The organism is Glycomyces paridis, assembly GCF_004912155.1.
Taxonomy (GTDB): domain Bacteria; phylum Actinomycetota; class Actinomycetes; order Mycobacteriales; family Micromonosporaceae; genus Glycomyces; species Glycomyces paridis.
The window spans coordinates 239,018-258,125 of the sequence record NZ_STGX01000006.1 but is presented as its reverse complement, the minus strand read 5'-3'; the positions used below and the strand labels follow the sequence as shown (position 1 = coordinate 258,125).

At 73.5% G+C, this 19,108-nt stretch carries 14 protein-coding genes; 1 reads left to right on the top strand and 13 read right to left on the bottom strand.

Annotated features, from left to right (window positions below):
* Positions 1 to 53 precede the first annotated feature (53 nt).
* A complete protein-coding gene (locus tag E9998_RS10425) occupies positions 54 to 701 on the bottom strand; it encodes a TetR/AcrR family transcriptional regulator (protein ID WP_136529670.1) in 648 nt (215 codons plus the stop codon).
* 187 nt (positions 702 to 888) lie between these two features.
* Between E9998_RS10425 and E9998_RS10420 the strand changes: the two genes are divergently transcribed.
* Positions 889 to 2,325: an MFS transporter gene (locus E9998_RS10420; RefSeq protein WP_204745366.1), complete on the top strand. Its 1,437-nt coding sequence runs from the start codon at positions 889 to 891 to the stop codon at positions 2,323 to 2,325.
* A gap of 258 nt (positions 2,326 to 2,583) precedes the next feature.
* On the opposite strand, the gene E9998_RS10415 is transcribed toward E9998_RS10420, so the two are convergent.
* From E9998_RS10415 to scoE, 12 genes are read right to left on the bottom strand one after another with little or no spacing between them, the layout of a single operon-like run.
* Entirely contained in the window at positions 2,584 to 3,222 is a 639-nt protein-coding gene (locus tag E9998_RS10415; protein ID WP_136529637.1) for a 4'-phosphopantetheinyl transferase family protein, read from the bottom strand.
* Entirely contained in the window at positions 3,219 to 4,043 is an 825-nt protein-coding gene (locus E9998_RS10410) for a metallophosphoesterase family protein (protein ID WP_136529636.1), read from the bottom strand. Before E9998_RS10410 ends, E9998_RS10415 begins: the two co-directional genes overlap by 4 nt.
* Entirely contained in the window at positions 4,044 to 5,243 is a 1,200-nt protein-coding gene (locus E9998_RS10405) for a cytochrome P450 family protein (RefSeq protein WP_136529635.1), read from the bottom strand.
* Between the two features lie 2 nt (positions 5,244 to 5,245).
* Positions 5,246 to 5,506, bottom strand: coding sequence for an acyl carrier protein (locus E9998_RS10400; RefSeq protein WP_136529634.1), 261 nt, complete (start codon positions 5,504 to 5,506; stop codon positions 5,246 to 5,248).
* Complete coding sequence (locus tag E9998_RS10395; RefSeq protein ID WP_136529633.1) at positions 5,503 to 6,546, bottom strand: beta-ketoacyl-ACP synthase III; 1,044 nt, start codon at positions 6,544 to 6,546, stop codon at positions 5,503 to 5,505. The genes E9998_RS10400 and E9998_RS10395 overlap by 4 nt, the downstream gene beginning before the upstream one ends.
* A complete protein-coding gene (locus E9998_RS10390; RefSeq protein ID WP_136529632.1) occupies positions 6,539 to 7,390 on the bottom strand; it encodes an alpha/beta hydrolase in 852 nt (283 codons plus the stop codon). The genes E9998_RS10395 and E9998_RS10390 overlap by 8 nt, the downstream gene beginning before the upstream one ends.
* Before the next feature lie 8 nt (positions 7,391 to 7,398).
* A complete protein-coding gene (locus tag E9998_RS10385; RefSeq protein ID WP_136529631.1) occupies positions 7,399 to 8,982 on the bottom strand; it encodes a long-chain-fatty-acid--CoA ligase in 1,584 nt (527 codons plus the stop codon).
* Positions 8,973 to 10,688, bottom strand: coding sequence for a beta-ketoacyl [acyl carrier protein] synthase domain-containing protein (locus tag E9998_RS10380; RefSeq protein ID WP_136529630.1), 1,716 nt, complete (start codon positions 10,686 to 10,688; stop codon positions 8,973 to 8,975). The genes E9998_RS10385 and E9998_RS10380 overlap by 10 nt, the downstream gene beginning before the upstream one ends.
* Positions 10,685 to 16,888 carry a type I polyketide synthase gene (locus tag E9998_RS10375; protein ID WP_136529629.1) on the bottom strand — a complete coding sequence of 2,068 codons (6,204 nt, stop codon included), beginning with the start codon at positions 16,886 to 16,888 and terminating at the stop codon, positions 10,685 to 10,687. The genes E9998_RS10380 and E9998_RS10375 overlap by 4 nt, the downstream gene beginning before the upstream one ends.
* Entirely contained in the window at positions 16,888 to 17,247 is a 360-nt protein-coding gene (locus tag E9998_RS10370; RefSeq protein ID WP_136529628.1) for an acyl carrier protein, read from the bottom strand. Before E9998_RS10370 ends, E9998_RS10375 begins: the two co-directional genes overlap by 1 nt.
* A complete protein-coding gene (locus E9998_RS10365) occupies positions 17,234 to 17,827 on the bottom strand; it encodes an FcoT family thioesterase (protein ID WP_136529627.1) in 594 nt (197 codons plus the stop codon). Before E9998_RS10365 ends, E9998_RS10370 begins: the two co-directional genes overlap by 14 nt.
* Complete coding sequence (gene scoE, locus E9998_RS10360; RefSeq protein WP_136529626.1) at positions 17,827 to 18,711, bottom strand: (3R)-3-[(carboxymethyl)amino]fatty acid oxygenase/decarboxylase; 885 nt, start codon at positions 18,709 to 18,711, stop codon at positions 17,827 to 17,829. The genes E9998_RS10365 and scoE overlap by 1 nt, the downstream gene beginning before the upstream one ends.
* Between the last annotated feature and the right edge of the window lie 397 nt (positions 18,712 to 19,108).

Below are 19,108 nucleotides of genomic sequence, written 5' to 3'. Positions count from 1 at the left end.
GGCGTGCACGGCGGCGTGCCGCCCGAGGGGCCCGCCGGGGAGGACCGGTTCCGCTACGGCCGGTTACCCTTCCGCTCCTCCTCGGCCTGGGCCAGGAGGCCGTCCACGAAGGCGCGCAGGCCTTCGGCGAAGCGGTCGCGGGCCGCCAGGTCCGTCCAGCGCTCACCGATGGCGGCGAGGCGGGGGAGGACCGAAGCGTCGAGGGCGTCGAAGAAGGCGTCGCGGTCGGCGGGGGCGGTGCCGGGGCCCTTCGGTTCGGCGCGGACGAGGATCTCGCCGACGGTGTAGTACCAGAGCGAGCGGAACAGGTGCACGGACTGCTCGGGGGAGCAGCCCGCCGCCGCGGCGCCGTCGAGGACGGTCTCGACCAGCTTCAGGGCGGGCTCGCCGAGGCGGCCGATGAAGCCGTCCACCGCGAGGACCTCTGCGGCCCAAGGCCATTCGGCGAGGGCGTCGCGGATCGCGGTGGCCGCCGCGACGATGCGCTCGCGGGGGTCCTCGGGCAGTTCGGGGAGGGCGATCTGGTCGGTGCACTCGTTGAGCAGGAGGAGCAGCAGCTCCTCCTTGTCGCGCACGTGGTGGTAGAGGGTCGTGGCGCCGATGCCGAGTTCGGCGGCGAGGCGGCGGATCGTCAGGCCCTCCCAGGTGCCCTCGTCGATGAGGCGCCGGGCCGCGGCCACGATCTGCGCGCGGGAGGTCACCGGCGGCCTGCCGGTGCGGCCGGGCGTCTTCGTTCGCGTCACCCGTCCATCATGCCGCGCCCCGGCCCGCTGCGGCGGCGCCGGGCCGCCGCGCTCGACGGGGGAGCGGCCCGCGTGGTAGTTTCGGAACATGTTCCAAAACTCTACACGCAAACCCGGCAGAGGAGTTGAGTAGCGAGTGACCAGCGTGAAACCAGCGAGCGGGACGGCCGCCGAGCCGACCGTGCGGACGGGCCTCGTCCTCGCCGCGGTGGCCGTGGTGCAGTTCATGGTCTCCGTCGACATGTCGGTCGTGAACCTCGGACTCCCCGAGATCGGCACGAGCCTCGGCTTCAGCCCCGTGGGCCTCACCTGGGTCGTCCACGCCTACGCCCTCACCTTCGGCGGCCTGCTCCTCCTCGGCGGCAAGATCGCGGACCTCTACGGGCACAAGCGCATCCTCCTCATCGGCCTCACCGTGTTCGGCCTCGCCTCCCTCGCGGGCGGCTTCGCGCAGGAACCGGGCCACCTCGTCGCCGCCCGCGCCGCCCAGGGCATCGGCGCCGCCGTCCTCGCCCCGGCCGCCCTCGCGCTGCTGACGGCCACCTTCCCCTCCGGGAGGGCCCGCATCCGCGCCTTCGGCGTGTGGAGCGCCATGAGCGCCGCCGGCGGCGCCCTCGGCGTCCTCATCGGCGGCCTGCTCACCGAGTACGCGGGCTGGGAGTGGGTGATGTTCGTGAGCGTCCCGATGGCCGCCATCGCACTCGCGCTGGCCTGGCGCGGCATCGCCGCCGACCCGCCCGCCGAGCGCCGCGGGCGCCCCGACGTGCTCGGGGCCGTCCTCGCCACCGCGGGCATGACGCTGCTCGTGTTCGGCGTCGTGCGCACCGACGAGAACGCCTGGACCTCATGGGAGACGCTCGGGACCCTCGCGGTGGCGGCCGTGCTGCTCGCCGCGTTCGTCCATAACGAGCGCACGACGACCCGCGACCCGCTCATCCGCCTGGGCCTGTTCACGAACCGCTCGGTGGCCGGGGCGAACCTCTACAACCTGCTCCTCGGCGCCGCGATGGCCGCGGCGTTCTACTTCGCGTCCCTGTACCTCCAGGTGGTGCTCGGCACGAGCGCGGCCAGGACCGGCGTCCAGTTCCTGCCGTTCGCGTTCGGCGTGGTCGTCGGCGCCGTGATCTCGGTCCGGCTCGGGTACAAGGTCGCGGCCCGCACGCTCCTCGTCGGCGGCGGGCTCATGGCGACGGTCGGCTTCGCGTGGTTCGGGCTCATCAGCGCCGACGGGTCGTTCCTCGCCGACATCCTCGGCCCGGCCATCGTCACCAGCCTCGGCCTCGGGCTCTGCCTCGGACCGGTGGTCTCCATCGCCACCGCGGGCGTCGCCCCGAGCGAGAACGGCACCGCCTCGGGCCTGCTCAACAGCTCCCGGCAGATCGGCGCCTCGCTCGGCCTCGCGGCCCTCGGCACCGCCGCCAACGAGCGCACCGGCGACACCGTCACGCCCCAGACCCTCAACGACGGCTACGGGCTCGGCCTGACGCTCAGCGCCGTGCTCTTCGGCGCCGCCGTCCTCATCGCGCTCACCGTCATCCCGCGCAGCGCCGCCGCCGAACCCGAGACGGCCGCGGCCGATTGAGACCCGCCGTCGAGCGCGCCCGCAAGGTCCCGGGGTGGTGACCGGGGCGCGCTCGACGGCTCCTAGGGGGTGTTTGCAAACCCCCGGCGAGTCGATGGCCGAGGCCATTTGTTCGCTCACTCTGCACAGTTACGGCTCGCAAGCGTCGCCGAGGCCGCGGAAGGCCCTTTGGATACCGGGGTTGTATCCAAAGGGCCGACAACGAAGCGAGCGGGCAAATGGACCGGCCAGCGGCCGTCAGGGGTTGGCCAACACCCCCTAGGCCTCCACGGCCGTCGCGGTCGCGATCACGCCGTCCCGCACCGCCCACCGGCCTTCGAAGCCCGCGAACGGCGCCTCCGCCGCGAGCACCGTCGCGACGAAGCGCCCGCCGGGCTCCAGCACCACCTCGGCGTCCTCGAACCCGAGCCAGCGGCGGGTCGCCGGGAACCAGGCCTTGAACACCGACTCCTTGGCGGAGAACAGGACCCGGTCCCAGTGCACGCCCCCGTCCGTCTCGGCGAGCGCCGCGAGCATCCTCCGCTCCGGCGCCAGCGTCACCGCCCCGAGCACCCCTTCCGGCAGCGGCGCGTGGGGTTCGGCGTCGATGCCGAGGGCCGCGAGGTCGCGGGCGTCCGCGAGCGCGGCGGCCCGGAACCCGGCGCAGTGCGTGAGGGAGCCGACGACGCCCGGCGGCCACAGCGGCTCGCGCCGCTCGCCCCGCAGGATCGGGACCGGCGCGATCCCCATGCGGTCCAAAGCCTTTCGCGCACAGGCCCGCACGGTCGCGAACTCGGCGCGCCTGCGGGGGACGGCCCCGGCGATGAGCGCCCGCTCCTGCTCGTACAGCTCCCGCTCGTCGGCGTCGCCGCGCGTCTCCTCGCAGACCGCCGCGGCCGGCAGCAGACCGGCGATCACGTCGGGCCCAGCAGCAGCTCGCGGGGCGCGTACGGGCGGCCGCCGTGCTCGCGCGGGTAGCCGAGCGAGACCTCCTGGAACGGCACCCCGTCGTGCCAGGTGGTGCGCGGGATGTGCAAGTGGCCGTAGACGACCGCGGCCACCGGGAAGCGCCGGTGCCAGTCGGCGGTGAGCTCGGTGCCGCACCACTGCGCGAACTCCGGGTGGCGCAGCGCCCGCGTCGGCTCGCGCACCAGCGGGTAGTGGTTGACCAGGACCAGCGGCAGGTCGCAGCCCTCCAGGCGCGACTCGGCCTCGGCCACGCGAGCCCGGCACCAGTCTGCGCGGCTCGGATGCGGATCGGGTTCGAGCAGGTACTCGTCGGTGCACACCACGCCCGCGCGGTGCGCCGCCGCCAGGCCCTCCTCGGGCGTGCCGCAGCCCTCCGGCAGGAACGTGTAGTCGTAGCCCAGGAACAGCGGCGCGACCGCCAGCGGCCCGCCCTCGCCCTTCCACACCGCGAACTCGTCCTCGGGGGTCAGCACGTCGACGGCCCGCAGCCGCCGCACCAGCTCCTCGTACTTCTCCTGCCCGCGTTGGGGTTCGCCCCCCCGCACGGTCCACAGCTCGTGGTTCCCCGGCGCCCACGCCACCGCCGCGAACCGCTCCCGCAGCCGCGCCAGGGTCTCGGCCACGTCCTCGACCCGCTCGGCCACGTCCCCGGCCACCAGCAGCCAGTCGTCGGGGTGGCCCGGCGCCAGCGCCGCGGCGACCGCACGGTTGGGACCGTGCGAGACGTGCAGATCGCTGACGCCGAGCAGGCGCCCTTCGCGCGGGGCCATTCAGACGACGACCGGCAGACGCTTGAGGACCCGGACGATGTGCGAGCGCCGCCAGGCGAGCTTCTCGCTCGACTCGGCCAGCGCGATCGCGGGGAAGCGGCGCAGGAGCGCCTCGACGGACAGGTGGATCTCCAGCCGGGCCAGGTGTTCGCCCGGGCAGTGGTGGGGGCCGTTGCCGAAGGCGAGGTTGCGGCCCTTGTCGCGTCCGAAGTCGAGCGTGCGCGGCTCCGGGTAGTGCTTCGGGTCCTGGTTCGCGGCGCCGATGGCGACCACGACGGCGTCCCCGGTGTCGATCTTCGTGCCGCCGATCTCCATGGGCTCCATGGCGAAGTAGCGGACGCTGGAGTGCACCGACCCGTCGTAGCGCAGCAGCTCGTCGACGGCCGCGGGGATGAGGTCGGGGTGCTCGCGCAGCGTCGCGACGTTCGCCGGGTCGCCCAGCAGCGCCGCGACGACGTTCCCGATGGCGCCGACGGTGGTGTCGAAGCCGCCCACGACGAGGATGAAGATCATGCCCAGCAGTTCGTTGCCGCTGAGCGCGTCGCCCTCCTCGTCGGCGGCCGACAGCCATGCCGAGATGAGGTCGTCGCCGGGCGCTGCCCGCTTGATCTGTATGAGCTCCACGCAGAACATGAGGAGTTCGCCGCCCGCCGCGTTGGCGGCCTGCCGGTCGTCGCCCAGCAGGGCGTCGGCCCACTCGCGGAACTTCCCGCGGTGCTCCTCGGGGACGCCGAGCAGCTCGGCGATCACGTTGATCGGCAGCGGCGCGGCGAGCGCGGCCATGAGGTCGGTTTCGCCCTCGACCACGGCGTCCAGGCACTCGTCCACATGGGCCCTGACCCACGGCTCCATCGCCTCGACCCGCTTGGCGGTGAACGCGAACTTCATGAACCGCCGCAGCCGCGTGTGCTCGGGCGGGTCCTCCACCAGGAGGTTCCCGGTGCGCAGCGGCTCGGGCAGCACCTGGCTCTTCAGGCCCTCCCCGGCGTGGCGGTCGCGGCGCGAGAGCCGCGGGTCGCGCAGCGCGTCCCGGGCGGCCTCGAAGTCGGTGACGAGCCACACCGGCACGCCGTCGGTCAGGTAGACCCGGTGGACCGGGCCGTCCTCGTGGAGCGCCGCGTACGCCTGGTACGGGTCGGCGAAGAAGTCCTCGTCGTAGAGCACGGTCGGCTGTTGGTGCATGGGGCAGGTTTCGGTCATCTTCAGGTCCTCTCAAGGGGGTTCGGGCGCTCGGCGACCCGCTTCTCCAGGTGCCGCGCGGCCTCGACGAGCGTCCAGTCCGGAGGGAAGTCGTCCTCGTCGACCTCGACGCCCAGTTCGCGTTCGAAGGCCATCGCGAGGGTGACGAGGTCCATCGAGCTCAGTCCCAGCCGCTCGAAGGTCGTCTCGGGGGAGAGGTCGCCCGGCTGCACGTCGCAGCGCTGCACCAGCAGCTCTCCCAGGCGTCGGTAGAGGTCGGTCATGGGTTCGCACTCCTAGTGTTCGGAAGGGTCGGGTCGGCGAGCCGCAGGCTCGGCCAGCGCACGGCGGTGCCGCCCCAGGTGAGGCCGCCGCCGAAGGCGAGGACGAGGACGCGGTGGCCGGGCCGCAGGTCGCCCTTGGCGACCGCGTCGGCCATCGCCAGCGGGATGGAGGCGGCCACGGTGTTCCCCACGCTGTCGATGTTGGACAGGCAGTGCGCCGCGGGCACCCCGAGTTCATAGGCGACCTGCTCGACGATGCGCAGGTTCGCCTGGTGCGAGACGATCCGGTCGACGTCCTCGATGCGCCATCCGGCGTGTTTGGCGACGATCCGCGCCGAGTCGGCCATGCGGAGCGCGGCCTGTTTGAACATGGCCTTGCCCTCCATCGCGAAGTACTCGTCGGCGGGGTCGAAGGGCGCGGCGGCGAGGCGCTGGCGGGAGCCGCCGCCGCGGATGGTCGCCAGCTCCCACTGGCCGCCGTCGCTGCCGAGGTCGAAGGTGCCCAGGGCGCCGGGTTCTGCGGCGTTCCCGGCGCGCAGGACGACGGCTCCGGCGCCGTCGCCGAAGATGACGGCGCTGGTGCGGTCGTCGGGGTTGAGGGTGGTGGAGAAGGTGTCGGCGCCGATGAACAGGACGGCGCGGGAGGTGCCCGCGGCGATGAGTCCGGCGCAGACGGCGAGGCCGTAGACGAAGCCGCTGCACGCGGCGCTGACGTCGAAGGCGGCGGCGCCGCCGAGGCCGAGGCGCTCGGCGACGAGCGGCGCGGTGTGCGGGAGCTGCTGGTCGGGGGTGATGGTGGCGACCACGACGGTGTCGACGTGGACGTCCGCGGAGGCGAGGGCCCGGCGTCCGGCCTCGACGGCGAGGTCGGAGGTGGCGGTGCCGGGTTCGGCGAAGTGGCGGCTGCGGATGCCGGTGCGGGTGCGGATCCACTCGTCGGAGGTGTCCATGCGGGCGGCGAGGTCGTCGTTGGTGACCACGCGCGGCGGGACCCAGGCGCCGACGCCGGCGATGACGGCGGCGGGTGCGGGGTCAGTCATGGTCGCCCTCCACGAAGTCGGCGACGGCGGCGATGACCGCCGGGTCGCGCAGGACGCGCCGGTGGCCGAGGCCCTCGGTGGTCATGAGGCGGGCGCGCGGTGCGAACGCGGCGGTGATGCGGCGGGCCTGGCCGGGGTCGACGGTGTCGTCGTCCTCGTCCTGCACCACCAGGATCGGGGCCTGGACGCGGTCGGGGTCGTGGGAGACGGAGAAGGTGTCCCAGATGTCGGTGCCGGAGTCCAGGAGCCGTTCGGAGCGCTCGCGGAGGTCCTGCTTGACGCGTTCGTTCAGGCCGAGGCGTTCGGCGAAGACGTCGAGGAGGTGGAAGAAGTCGCAGACGCCGTTGACGGAGACGACGCGTTCGGCCTCGACGCCCGAGCGCAGGGCCTTGAACATGCCGAGGTTGCCGAAGGAGTGGCCGACGGTGCCGCGGAAGGCCCCGTGGTCCTTGTAGAGGCGCTGGAAGATGGCCTCGAACTGGAGGATGTGGGTGCCGGTGCCGCCGGACTCGCCGTGGCCGGGCGCGTCGAAGGCGATCACGGGGACGCCGCGGTCGAGGAGGGCCTGGACGAGGTCGGCGAAGCGGGAGGCGCGGCCGCCCCAGCCGTGGGAGAGGACCACGGGCCGTTCGCCGCCGCCCCAGCGGTAGACGACGACCTCGTTGCCGTCCACGGTGATCGCGGACCGCTCGGCGCGGTCGTAGACGGCCCGCTCGTGCTCGCGGACCTTGCCGCGGCCCATGGGGCGGCAGAAGAGGTAGAAGGCGGCGCGCCCGGCGAGGCGCGGTGAGGCGCCCGCGAGGGCGCGCAGGGAGAGCGAGACGGTCTTTTCAGCGGTGCGCATCCGATTCCTCAGTTCACTCGGCGTGACAGGCCGGTCCAGTGCTTCTCACGGAGCTCGCGGCGCAGGATCTTCCCGCTGGGGTTGCGGGGCAGACGGTCCATGTACTCGTAGCCCGTGGGGAGCTTGAAGTCGGCGATGCGCTCCCGCAGGAAGACCGTGATCTCGCGCGGGGTCGCCTCGCCGCCGGGTTCGAGGACGACCACCGCGTGGACGGTCTCCCCCCAACGATTGTCGGGCACGGCGACGACGGCCGCCTCCCTCACGGCGGGGTGCTCGCACATGGCCTTCTCGATCTCGGCGGGGTAGACGTTCTCTCCGGCGACGATGATGGTGTCCTTGATGCGGTCGCATACGAACACGTAGCCGTCCGCGTCCATGTAGCCGGCGTCTCCGGTGTGGATCCAGCCGTCGACCAGTGTGGACTCGGTGGCCTCGGGGAGGTTCCAGTACTCGATCATGCGGGCGGGGGTGCGCACGCGGATCTCGCCGACCTCCCCGGTCGGCAGCGCCTTCCCGTCCTCGTCGACGATCTCGGCGGCGAAGCCGGGGTAGGGCCGCCCGGCGGCGGCCATGAGCGGGCTGCCGGGGACGTGGGCCTCCGGCGGCAGGCACACGGTGGTGTTGCCGGTCTCGGTGAGCCCGTAGAACTGTGCGAACTCGCAGCCCATCGCGTCGAGGCAGGCCTTGAGGAGCGGTTCGGCGATCGGCGCGCCGCCGTAGGTGACCTTGCGCAGGGTCGCGAAGTCGTTGTGGTCCTTGGAGTCCGAGAGCGCCATCTGGAGCATCGCGGGGACCATGCAGGTGGTGGTGACGCCGAGGTCGCGGATGAGCGCCACGGCGTCCTCGGAGACGAACATCGGCATGGCCACATTGGTCACTCCGGCGTTGAAGCCCTGCATGGCCCACCACAGGCCGCCGACGTGGAAGCCGGGGATGGCGATGAGGCTGACGTCCTCGGGGTACCAGTCCACCCAGCGTTCGCCCGCCCCGGCGAGCGCGTCGCGGACCTTGAAGAAGCTGCGGTGGGCGAGGACGACGCCCTTGGGCATCCCGGTGGTGCCGCTGGTGTAGATCTGCACGACCGGGTCGTCGGGGCCGGGCGTGAACACGAGGTTCGCGTAGGTCGCGTCGCCCTTCCACTGGCGCAGGCCCGCGCCGCGGTCGGCGCCGCCGTCCACGAGGACCACGTCCGGGCGCAGCGGCAGCGTCCCGGTGACCTTCTCCACGAGCGGCCCGTACTCGGCCTCGGCGAACACCAGGACGCTGCCGGAGTCGCGCAGCAGGTACTCGACCTCGGGCCCGGCCAGGCGCCAGTTGACCGGCACGAGGACGACCCCGGCCTTGGCGCAGGCGAAGAACAGCTCGTAGTAGTGCTCGGACTCCTTGCCCAGGTAGGCGACGCGGTCGCCGGCGCCGAGCCCGGCGGCGGCGAGGGACCGCGCGGTGCGGTTGCTCTCGCGGTGCAGGGCCTCCCAGGTGACGGTGCGCCCCTGGCAGACGATCGCGGGGTGGTCGGGGCGGCGCCCGGCGTGGAAGCCGACGGTGTCGACGGCCGTGCGCAGTTCGGGGTGGTGGATCGGTGTCAGCGCCATCGGCACTCCTCAAGCCAGTAGGGTTCGCAGACGAAGGCGTCGGGCGGCAGGCGGAGCATCCGCCCGCCCTCCTCCCACTCGTGGGCGGTCGCGGCGGCCTCGCCCGGGCGGCCCGCGACGGCCGCGGCGAGCCGGTCGAGCAGCTCGTGCCTCCCGGCGACGACGGCGTTGTAGCGCACCGGTTTGCGGTCGCGGCCGAGCGCGAGGGTGCGGCACACCTCGGCGTGGTCCCAGTCCTCGCGCCGTTCGAGGTGGTCGAGCAGGCGGGCCGCGGTGGCGGCGAGGGCCTCGCGGCTGTGCGCGGAAAGTTCGAGCGGCACCGGGCCGGACGGGGCGCCCGGCGGCCGCGGCGCGGCGGCGCCCTGGAGGACGGCGTGCGCGCCGGTCCCGGTGAACCCGGCGGCGTTGACGGCCGCGAAGCGGTCGCTGCCGCCGGGCCACGACATCGGCTCCTCGGGGACGATGAGGTGCTCGGCGATGCCGGGGGAGCGGGGGCCGCCACCCGGCTGCGGCGGGATCACGTCGTGGTGCAGCGCCAGGAGGGCCTTCATGAGTCCCAAAGCGCCCGAGGCGGTCTCGAGGTACCCGAGGTTCGCCTTGCTCGACCCGAGCCGCACCGGCCCCTTGTAGACCTCGGCGAGGGCCTCCAGCTCGACCTGCTCGGCCAGGCGCAGCCCGTTCGCCTGGGCCTCGACGTAGTCGACGCGCACCGGGTCCACACCGGACGCGGCGAGCGCGTCCTCGATGACCCGCAGCTGGCCCGCCCCGGAGGGCACGGTCAGGTCCGAGCGCGTCCCGTGCTGGTGCACGGCGGTGCCGCGCACGAGCCCGTACGCGCCCTCGCCCGCCTCGCTCTCCCTGCGCAGCACCAGGACGCCGCAGCCCTCGGCGCGCACGTACCCGTCGGCGTCGGCGGCGAAGGGCCGCGCCGACCCGGTCGGCGAGAGCGCCCCGGTGGCCGCGAACGCCGCGGTCGTCCACGGCGACAGCTGGAGGTGCACCGCGCCGACGATCGCGGTGTCGCACTCGCGCCGCCGCAGCGCCCCCACCGCCAGGTGCAGCGCCACCAGCGCCGAGGAGCACGCGGTGTCCACCGTCAGCGCGGGTCCGTTGAGGCCCAGGGCGACCGCCGTGCGCGAGGCGAGCCCGCTGAGTGCGGCGCCCGAGGCCGAGTGCGCGGTGATGCCCTCCGGCCCGGCCCCGTTGCGGAACCGCGCCACCTGGTACTCCACCGTGCTCGATCCGATGTAGACGCCGACGCGCGAGCCGCGCAGCCCGGCGCGGGTGAGGTTCGCGTCCTGGAGCGCCTCGGCCGCGGCCATGAGCAGGACGCGCTGCTGCGGGTCCATGTGCGGCGCTTCGGCTTCGGTGATGCCGAAGTAGCCGGGGTCGAACAGGTCCACCCCGTCGAGGTAGGCCCCGTCGCCCAGGACCGCCGCGATCGGCGCGAGGTCGGGCGCCTCCAGGTTCCAGCGCGGGCGCCCGCGCCCGTCCACCGGCGGGCCCGCCCCCTTCGTCGCCAGGACCGACCCGGCGCCGACGAGGCGCCACAGCGCCTCCGGCGAGTCGATCCCGCCGGGAAAGCGGCATCCCATGCCCGTCACCGCGATCGGCTCGGTCTCCTCGCGGCGCCGCCGCGCGAGCATGAGCTCCAGCTGCGGCCGCGACAGCTCCCGCAGCGAGTCGATGTACGCCCTCATGCTCATGCCAGGCCCCTGAGCGCTTCGAGCTCCGCGGCGGCGGCCTCGTCCGAGAGCGACTCGGCCGCAGTCGCTTCGGGGGCGTCCGCGCCGACGAGCTCGCCGTCGAGGAACGCCACCAGCTCGGGGATCGACGGGTGGTCGAAGACCAGGCTCGCCGGCAGCGGCCTGCGGAACGCCGCCTCCAGCGCGTTGCGCAGCTCCACGGCCATGAGCGAGTCGAGCCCCAGCTCCGAGAAGCGCGCGTCGGGGTCGACGGTCTCGGCCTCGTCGTAGTGCAGCGCGTCGCGGATCGCCCCGCGCAGCAGCTCGCCGATCGCCGCGACGCGCTCGCCCGCGTCGGCGGCCCGCAGGGCCTCCAGGTCGAGTTCGGCCGCCTTCGGCCGGTCGGCCGCCACGAGGTGGAACAGCGGGTCCTCGCCGGTCTGCGCGGCCACGTACGCCGCCCAGTCCAGTTCGCCGACGAGCGCGTGCGCGATCGGCCTGGCGTGCGCCTCGCGCAGCGCCCGCATCGCCGCGCGCGGCCGCAGCGCCTTGACGCCGCGCCGCGCGATCCCCTCGGCCGCGCGCTCGTCCAGCCGCGCGGCCATCCCGGCCCCGGCCCACGGTCCCCAGCCGACGCTGAAGCCCGCACCGCCGGCGGCGGCCCGCCAGCGCATGAGCTCGTCGAGGCAGGCGTTCGCGGCGGCGTAGTTCGCCTGCCCCGGCGTGCCCAGCACCGACGTCACCGACGAGTACGACACGAAGAACCGCAGCGGGTGCCCCGCGAGCGCCTCGTGCAGCAGGTGCGCGCCGAACGCCTTGGGGCCCAGCACCGTCGCCAGGCGCTCCCAGGTCTGCTCGGTGATCGGCGCGTCGTCCAGGACGCCCGCGGCGTGCACGACCCCGCCGAGCGGGTGCGGTCCCGACTTCAGCAGCTCGACCACCCGGTGCACGTCGGCGGCCTCGCCCACGTCCCCGGCCAGGTGCTCCACCGCGACGCCCTCGCCGAAGTCCGGAAGGCCCCCTTCGGGAGCCCGGCGGCTCATAAGCGCGATCCGCCGGGCGCCGAGCTCCACGAGCGTGCGCGCCGCGACCAGCCCGAGCGCGCCCGAACCGCCGGTGATCAGGTACGTCTCGTCGGGCCGGACCGCCAGCGGCGCCGCCGCGGGGGCCTCGTCGTCGGCGAAGGCGACGACGAGCTTGCCGACGTTCGCCCCGCGCCCGAAGACCGCGAAGGCCTCCTCGATCTCGTCGAGCCCGTAGACCGTCGTCGGCAGCGGCGACAGGTCGCCCCGGTCGAACAGGTCCGCGACCTCGCGCAGGATGCGGTTGGTCAGGTCCGTCAGCTCCGGCTCGGGCACCTCGCTGAGGTCGAAGTTGAAGTAGGACGCGTCCGGGCGCTCGGCGGCGAACCGCTCGGGCGACCAGATCCCGATCTTGCCCAGCTCCACGAACCGCCCGCCCTCGGCGAGCGCCTTGACGCCCGCCGGGATGTAGTCCTTGTTGAGGCTGTTGACGACCACGTCGACGCCGCGTCCGCCCGTGCGCTCCAGGATCCCCTCGGCGAAGTCGAGGTTCCGTGAACTCCACACGTGCTCGACGCCCTGGGACCGCAGCAGCGCGTGCTTCCCGGGGCTCGCGGTCGCGTACACCTCGGCGCCCGCGAGCTTCGCGAGCTGCACCGCGGCCTGCCCGACCCCGCCCGCGGCCGCGTGCACCAGCACCGTGTCCCCGGGCCGCAGGCCCGCGAGCCCGTGCAGCGAGTGGTGCGCGGTCAGGAACGCGCTGGCGATGCCGCCGGCCTGGGCGAAGGAGAGTCCGGCCGGTTTGGGGACCGCGGCGGCCGAGGGCACGGTGACCGTCCCCTTGAGCGCGCCGAGGTGGCTGAAGACGACCTCCTGGCCCGGTTTGAAGGCGGCGTCGGGGCCCGCGTCGAGCACGGTGCCCGCGCCCTCGAAGCCCAGCGGCAGCGGCCGGTACTCGATCCCGGCGTCCTCGGCGTAGCGCCGGAGCATCCCGAGCGCGTTGAGGACGTCCTTGAAGTTGAGCCCGGCGGCGTGCACGCGGACGCGGACCTCGTCGCCGACCGGTGCGGCGCTCTCGTGCGGCGCGGTGGCGACGGTGCCGGTCCGCTCGTCCACCACGAGCGCCACGGCGGCGCCGTCGACGGGCGGGCGGCTGACGAGTCGGCGCACGTGGCGCCCCGAGTCGCGGTGCGCCACCTGCGATTCGCCGGTGCCGCCCTCGCCCGCGAGCCATTCGTCCGCGAGCGGCTCGCGCGAGCCGCCCGGCGCCAGGTCCACGAGGGTCACGCGGCGGCGCGGGTACTCGTTGCGCATGGTCCGCCCGAAGCCCCACAGCGCCGCCGCCGCGAGGTCGCCGACGTCGCGGCCCGCGGTGCGGTCGCCCGGGACCACTTGCGCCCCTTCGGTGACCAGCCACAGCCGCGCCTCGGGCGCCCTGGCGTCCAATGCGGACGCGAAGCGCAGCAGGTCGCGGAAGTTCCGCTCGGTCGCCTCGCGCATCCCCTCGGCCCCTTCGCCGCGGGTCCAGAACCAGGCGGCGTCGGTGGTCTGGTGGGACAGCAGCACCTCGGCGCCCGCGGCGTCGGGCGCCGCCTCCAGGCGCACGCCCGCCTCGGCGAGCCGCACCCCGGGGAAGTCCGCGGCGAGGGCGCCGACCAGGAGCACGCGGCGCGTCCCCGACTGCGGCGCGACCTGCGCGAGCGAGCGCTTGAGCCAGCGGGTCTCGTGCACCATCGGCGCCCGGTTCGCCGACTGCGCCATGCGCTTGAGTTCAAGTCCCTTGAGGACGAATACGGGCGCGTTGCCCGCGTCCAGGAGCACCACGTCGGCGCACAGGTCCGCGTCCTCGCCCGCGGCCGGCTCGCGCAGGCGCACCAGGCTCCGCAAGGCGCCCTTGGGCTTCTTGAACAGCCGCACCTGCCCGAACCCGACCGGCAGGTACGTCTCGCCGCCGTCCACGGCGGCCACGAGCGACTGCATCGCGCAGTCCATGACCGGCGGTGGCAGCTGCTCGACCCCGGCGGCGTCGGCCGCCGCGAGCGTCCCGGCGGCGGTGCCGCGCCCGGTCCGCGCCACGGCGGTCACGAGCCGGAACCGCGGCCCGTACTCCAGGCCCAGCTCGGCGAGCTGCTCGTAGAACTCGTCGGCGCCGATCGCGACGCCCGGGACGTCGGCGGCCCGCAGCTCCTCCACGAGGCTCAGCTCCCCGAAGGTGCCGCTCGCCGGGGCGATCCGCGCCGTGGCGTGGCGCCGCTCGGCTCCGCCCGCGACCGAGACGATCTCGACCTCGGCCCCGCCGCCCGCGACCGAGCGCAGGCAGGTGCGCACCGCCGTGGGCTCCTCGCCCAGCAGCAGCGGCTCGTGGATGCGCAGGCCCTCGATCGGGCGCCGGTTCTCCCCGAACACCGCGTCCTGGAGCGCGAGCGCGATCTCGGCGTACCCGGCCCCGGGGAACAGCGTCTGCCCGGCCACCACGTGGTCGGCCAGGTACTCCGGCGCGTTCGCGCGCAGTTCGGCGGCGAACTCCCGCACGCCCGCCTCGTGCTGCTCGGTCGTGGTGGTCTCGGTGCCCAGGAGCGGGTGCGCCGCGCCGGAGGCGGCGCCGCGCGCCGGCCCGGCGGCGGGCAGCCAGTGCCTGCGGTGCTCGAACGCGTACTCGGGCAGGGCGACCAGGGGACGGCGCCGCCCGGCGTGGAAGGCCGTCCAGTCGAGGTTGACGCCCGCGGCGTACACCTTCGCGGCGGCTTCGCGGATCGCCGTCTCGGCGTCGTCGCGGCGCTGGCTCGCGGCCCAGACGTGGTCGCCGCCGGTGGTGCAGGAGCGGCCGAGCCCGGTGAGGACGGCGGAGGGGCCGACCTCGATGAAGCAGTGGGCGCCGCGGCGTACGATGGCCTCCATGCCGCCCTTGAAGTCCACGGGGGACAGCAGGTGCCGGGCCCAGTACTCGGGGGTGGCGATCTCCTCGAACACGGCGCGCTCGCCGGTCACGTTGGAGACGAGGCCCAGTTCCGGCTCCCGCCAGCGGATGCCGGAGAGGGCGGCGACGAGGTCGTCGTGGATCTCGGCCATGAGCGGGGAGTGGAAGGCGTGGGAGACGCGCATCGGCGTCACGTCGTGCCCGTCGGCGCGCAGGCGCTCGGCGACGGCCGCGACGGCGGCGGCGGCGCCGGAGACGACGCACTGGCGCGGGGAGTTGACCGCGGCCAGGGCCAGGTCGTCGTGTCCTTCCAGGAGCGGCGCGACCTCCTCGACGGGGGCGGCGACGGCGGCCATGGCGCCCTCGGCGGTCACCGACTGCATGAGGCGGGCGCGGGCGGCGACGAGCGCGACCGCGTCGGGCAGGTCGAAGAGCCCGGCGACCGCGGCGGCGGCGACCTCGCCGATGCTGTGCCCGATGAGGACGTCGGGGCGCACCCCGAAGGACTGCCACAGTTTCGCGAGCGCGTATTCGAGGCTGAACAGCGCGGGCTGCGCGTACCCGGTGCGGCGCAGCAGCTCCGGGTCCTCCCCGAACATCATGTCCTTGATGGACAGACCGAGGTGGGGTTCGAGGCGGCGGTCGCACTCGTCGAGGACGTCGCGGAAGACGGCGAACTCGCGGTAGAGGTCGCGGCCCATGCCCGGGTACTGGGCGCCCTGGCCGGTGAAGAGCAGAGCCACCTTGCGCGGGCGGCGCTTCTCACCGCGTCCGCGCGCCAGGAGCGCGTCGAGGCCCGCGAGGTCGCGCACGGCCCCGGCGAGGCGTTCGGGCAGGTGCGTGCGCCCGACGTTGGCGGTGTGGCACAGGTCGTGGACGGAGGCGTCCGGGTGCGCGGCGAGGTGCTCGCGGTAGGCCGCGGCGAGCGCGTCGAGCGCGGTCTCGGTGCGCGCGGAGAGGGTGAACACGGCGGCGGCCGGATCGGGGACGCTCGGCGCGGGCTCGGGCGGCGGGGCCTGCTCGATGACGACGCTCGCGAGGGTGCCCTGGAAGCCGAAGGAGTTCACCACGGCGCGCCGCGACTCGCCCGGCCAGGCGCGCGGGCTCGTGGGCACCTCGACCGCGTAGCGGTCCCAGGGGATGTGCCGCGAGGGGTTCGCGAAGTTGACGTGCGGGAAGACGGTGCCCTCGCGCAGTTGGAGGACGGTCTTGAGGACCCCGGAGATCCCGGCGGCGGGCTCCATGTGCCCGAGGTTGGTCTTGACGGAGCCGACCAGGACCGGTTCGGCGCGCTCGCGCGGGGCGCCGAAGACGGCCTGGACGGCGCCCATCTCGATCGGGTCGCCCAGCGAGGTCCCGGTCCCGTGCGCCTCGACGTACTGGACGTCGAGCGGGCCGAGCCCGGCGGAGGCGAGCGCGGCGCGCATGACGCGCTCCTGGGCGCCGCCGTGCGGGACGGTGAGCCCGCCGCTGGCGCCGTCCTGGCCGACCGCGGAGCCGCGGATGAGGGCCAGCACGGTGTCGCCGTCGCGCCGGGCGTCGGCGAGGCGTTTGAGGACGACGACGCCGCAGCCCTCCGAGCGCAGGTAGCCGTCGGCCGCGTCGTCGAAGGTCTTGCACTTCCCGTCGGGCGAGAGCATCCCCGCCTCGGTGAAGATGATGTGGTTGCGCGGGTGGTGCATGGCGTTGACGCCGCCGGAGAGCGCGATGTCGCACTCGCCCAGGCGCAGTCCCTGCGCGGCCTGGTGGAGTGCGACGAGCGAGGAGGAGCAGGCGGTGTCGAAGGCGACGCTGGGGCCGCGCCAGCCCAGGAAGTAGGAGACGCGGCCGGGGACGGCGCTGTGGGCGCTGCCGGTGCCCACGTGCGCGTTGAGGTCCTCGTAGGCGAGGGTCTCGACCTCCACGGCGTAGTCGACGCAGCTCACTCCCATGTAGACGCCGCCGTTGCCGCCGCGCAGCGGCGCGGTGTCGACGCCGGCCGACTCCAGTGCCCGCCAGGAGGTCTCCAGGACCAGTCGCTGCTGCGGGTCGATATAGTCGGCCTCGCGCGGGGAGATGCCGAAGAACCGGGCGTCGAACTGGTCGAGCCCTTCGATGAAGGCGCCGTAGGGGGTCGCCTCCAGCGCCGAGGCGTCCCAGCGGTCGGCCGGGACGGGCCCGGAGGCGGTGCGGCCTTCGCGCAGGAACGCCGCGAAGCCGTCGAGGTCCCGGTTCGGGCCGGGCATGTTGACCGCCGCGCCGACGATGGCGATCGGCTCGTTCGCGGACGTTCCTGCACTCATCATGGTCTCCCTTGCGGATTCCCCGGCGCCGTGGGCGCCGCTTGCCTCGCGGTGAACTGGTCGGCGAGCACGTCGGCCACGAGGTGCTCGATGAACTGCTCGACCGTCGGGTGGTTGAACAGCGCGGCGGCGCTGATGGAGGCGCCCAGGCGCTCGTCGAGCCGGTCCTTGATCTCCATCAGGCCGATGGAGGTGACGCCGAGGGAGAAGTAGTCCTCGTCCTCGGGCACCTGGTCGTCCGCGGACAGGAACAGCACGGTCCGGAACTCGGCGTGGACGGCCTCGCGGAGCGCATCCCTGCGCTCGGCCAGCGGCAGGCGCCGCAGTTCGCCGCTGAGCGGCGGTTCAGGGGCGGACATCGTCCTCCTCGGGGAGGTTGGTGACCGCGATGCGGATGCGGCCGTCGGCGTTGCCGCCGCCGTCCTCCCAGAAGCGGCAGGCGGTGTCGAGCCAGACCACGCCCGGGCGCCCCGCCGAGGCGCGGCGCACCTTGGCGCGCTTGACCTCCAGCTCGCCGTGGAACAGCTCCCGGCCGCGCATCGGGGCGCGGAAGACGGCCTCGTACGCGGCGATGTAGATGTCGGGGAGCTGGCGTGCCCAGAAGTCGTCCATCGACCAGCCGGACAGCACCGGCAGGAGCCGGTCGCGCACCGACGTCGCGACGAGCCAGTAGAGCGCCTGGTTGTAGCAGATGTTGAACTCGACGGAGTTGAAGTGCCCGGTGTCGTCGATGTAGCACGACTCCGGGATCTCGAACTCGCACGCCGCTCGGACCGCGTCCCCGGGCGGCACCTGTGCGGATTGCAGGTACCGGCAGTGCGGCTTGTAGACCTTGAGGACACGGTCGAGCAGGGCACGGTCGAGCAGTGCACCGTCGTGATGTGCACGGTCGAGCTGAGCACTGCCGAGCGGGGTGGACGACTCCTGGGCTGTGGCCATCAGGCGTCGGCCTGCGCGTAGAACGGGTGGTCGTCGTGCACGGTTACGCGGAACGAGACCGCCGGCTCGGGGGTCGTGGTGTGCAGGGCCCGGTGGATGAGGGCCCGGTTGTCCCACACGAGGAGGTCGCCGCGCTCGAAGGTCTGGAGGTGCACGACGTCCTCGGGGAAGGTCATGTCGGTCTGGCCCGTGGCCTCGAACAGTTGTTCGAGCAGGTCGCCGAGGTCGTTGCCGTCGGCGTCCTCGATCGCGTAGGTCAGGCCCGCGCTCGCGTAGAGCACCGGGCGGCCGGTCACGGGGTGCTCGAACACCGTGGGGTGCTTCGCCGGCGGCGTCTTGAGCTCGATCTCCTCGTAGATCTCGCCGATCGGCCGGTAGACGTCGCTGGGCCGGATCTTGAAGTACTTGCGGGGGCTGTGCAGGCAGTACGTGTCCTTGACCGCGAGCTTGAGGTGCTCGGGCAGGCGCTCGTAGGCCTCGCTCATGTCGATGAAGTAGGTGCCGCGGTTCTTCTCGGGCACCTGCTGGGGGTAGATGAGCGTCAGGCCGAAGGGCCTGGGCATGAACATGTAGTCCGCGTGCCAGAACTTCCCGGTCTTCGGCACCCCGACCTGCTGCCCGTCCTGCGGCACGTTCGAGGAAACGAAGACCTCGGCGTGCTCGGGGTGGTGGTACATCGGCTCGTAGTAGGTCTCGACCTCGCCGAGGGCGCGCCCGAGCCCGACGAACCCGCCGGTGTCGAGGGCCTGGTCCTTGAGCAGGACGATCCGGTCGGCGTAGACGGCGTCCTTGATCCGCTGGAGCTCCTCGGCGGTCGCGGTGGCGGCGTCGAAGCCGGTCACGATCGCGCCGAACTTACCAGTCTCTTGTGGAGTGATTTCCATTGTGTTACAAACCTCCGAATGAATGTTCCGGGATTGCGGGGAGCATGCACGTCGGCGCGCCCCGATGATTTCAGGCAGCACGAATCAAGCGACCGGGTAGGGCCGTCGAATAATTGGTTTCAGCTGGGGTCGGATGAGCATACGGTCAAGTCGCGACAGGTTCCCCCAATAGTGCCGGGGAACTGTCCTGCCGTATGTGCGATGTCGGTCTACCCTCAATCTAGACGAGGGGGGTCGGACCTGCCACACTCGTGTTCGAAACCGAACATCACCGAGCCCCGCGACCCCGCAAGGGACCTGAGGAACAGGAGGTGCCAGTGTGCTTATTGTTGGCGCGCAACGTGGTCCGCCGCGCGCTTGAACCCCTCGAATGTCGACCACTTGCTACGCTACGGTC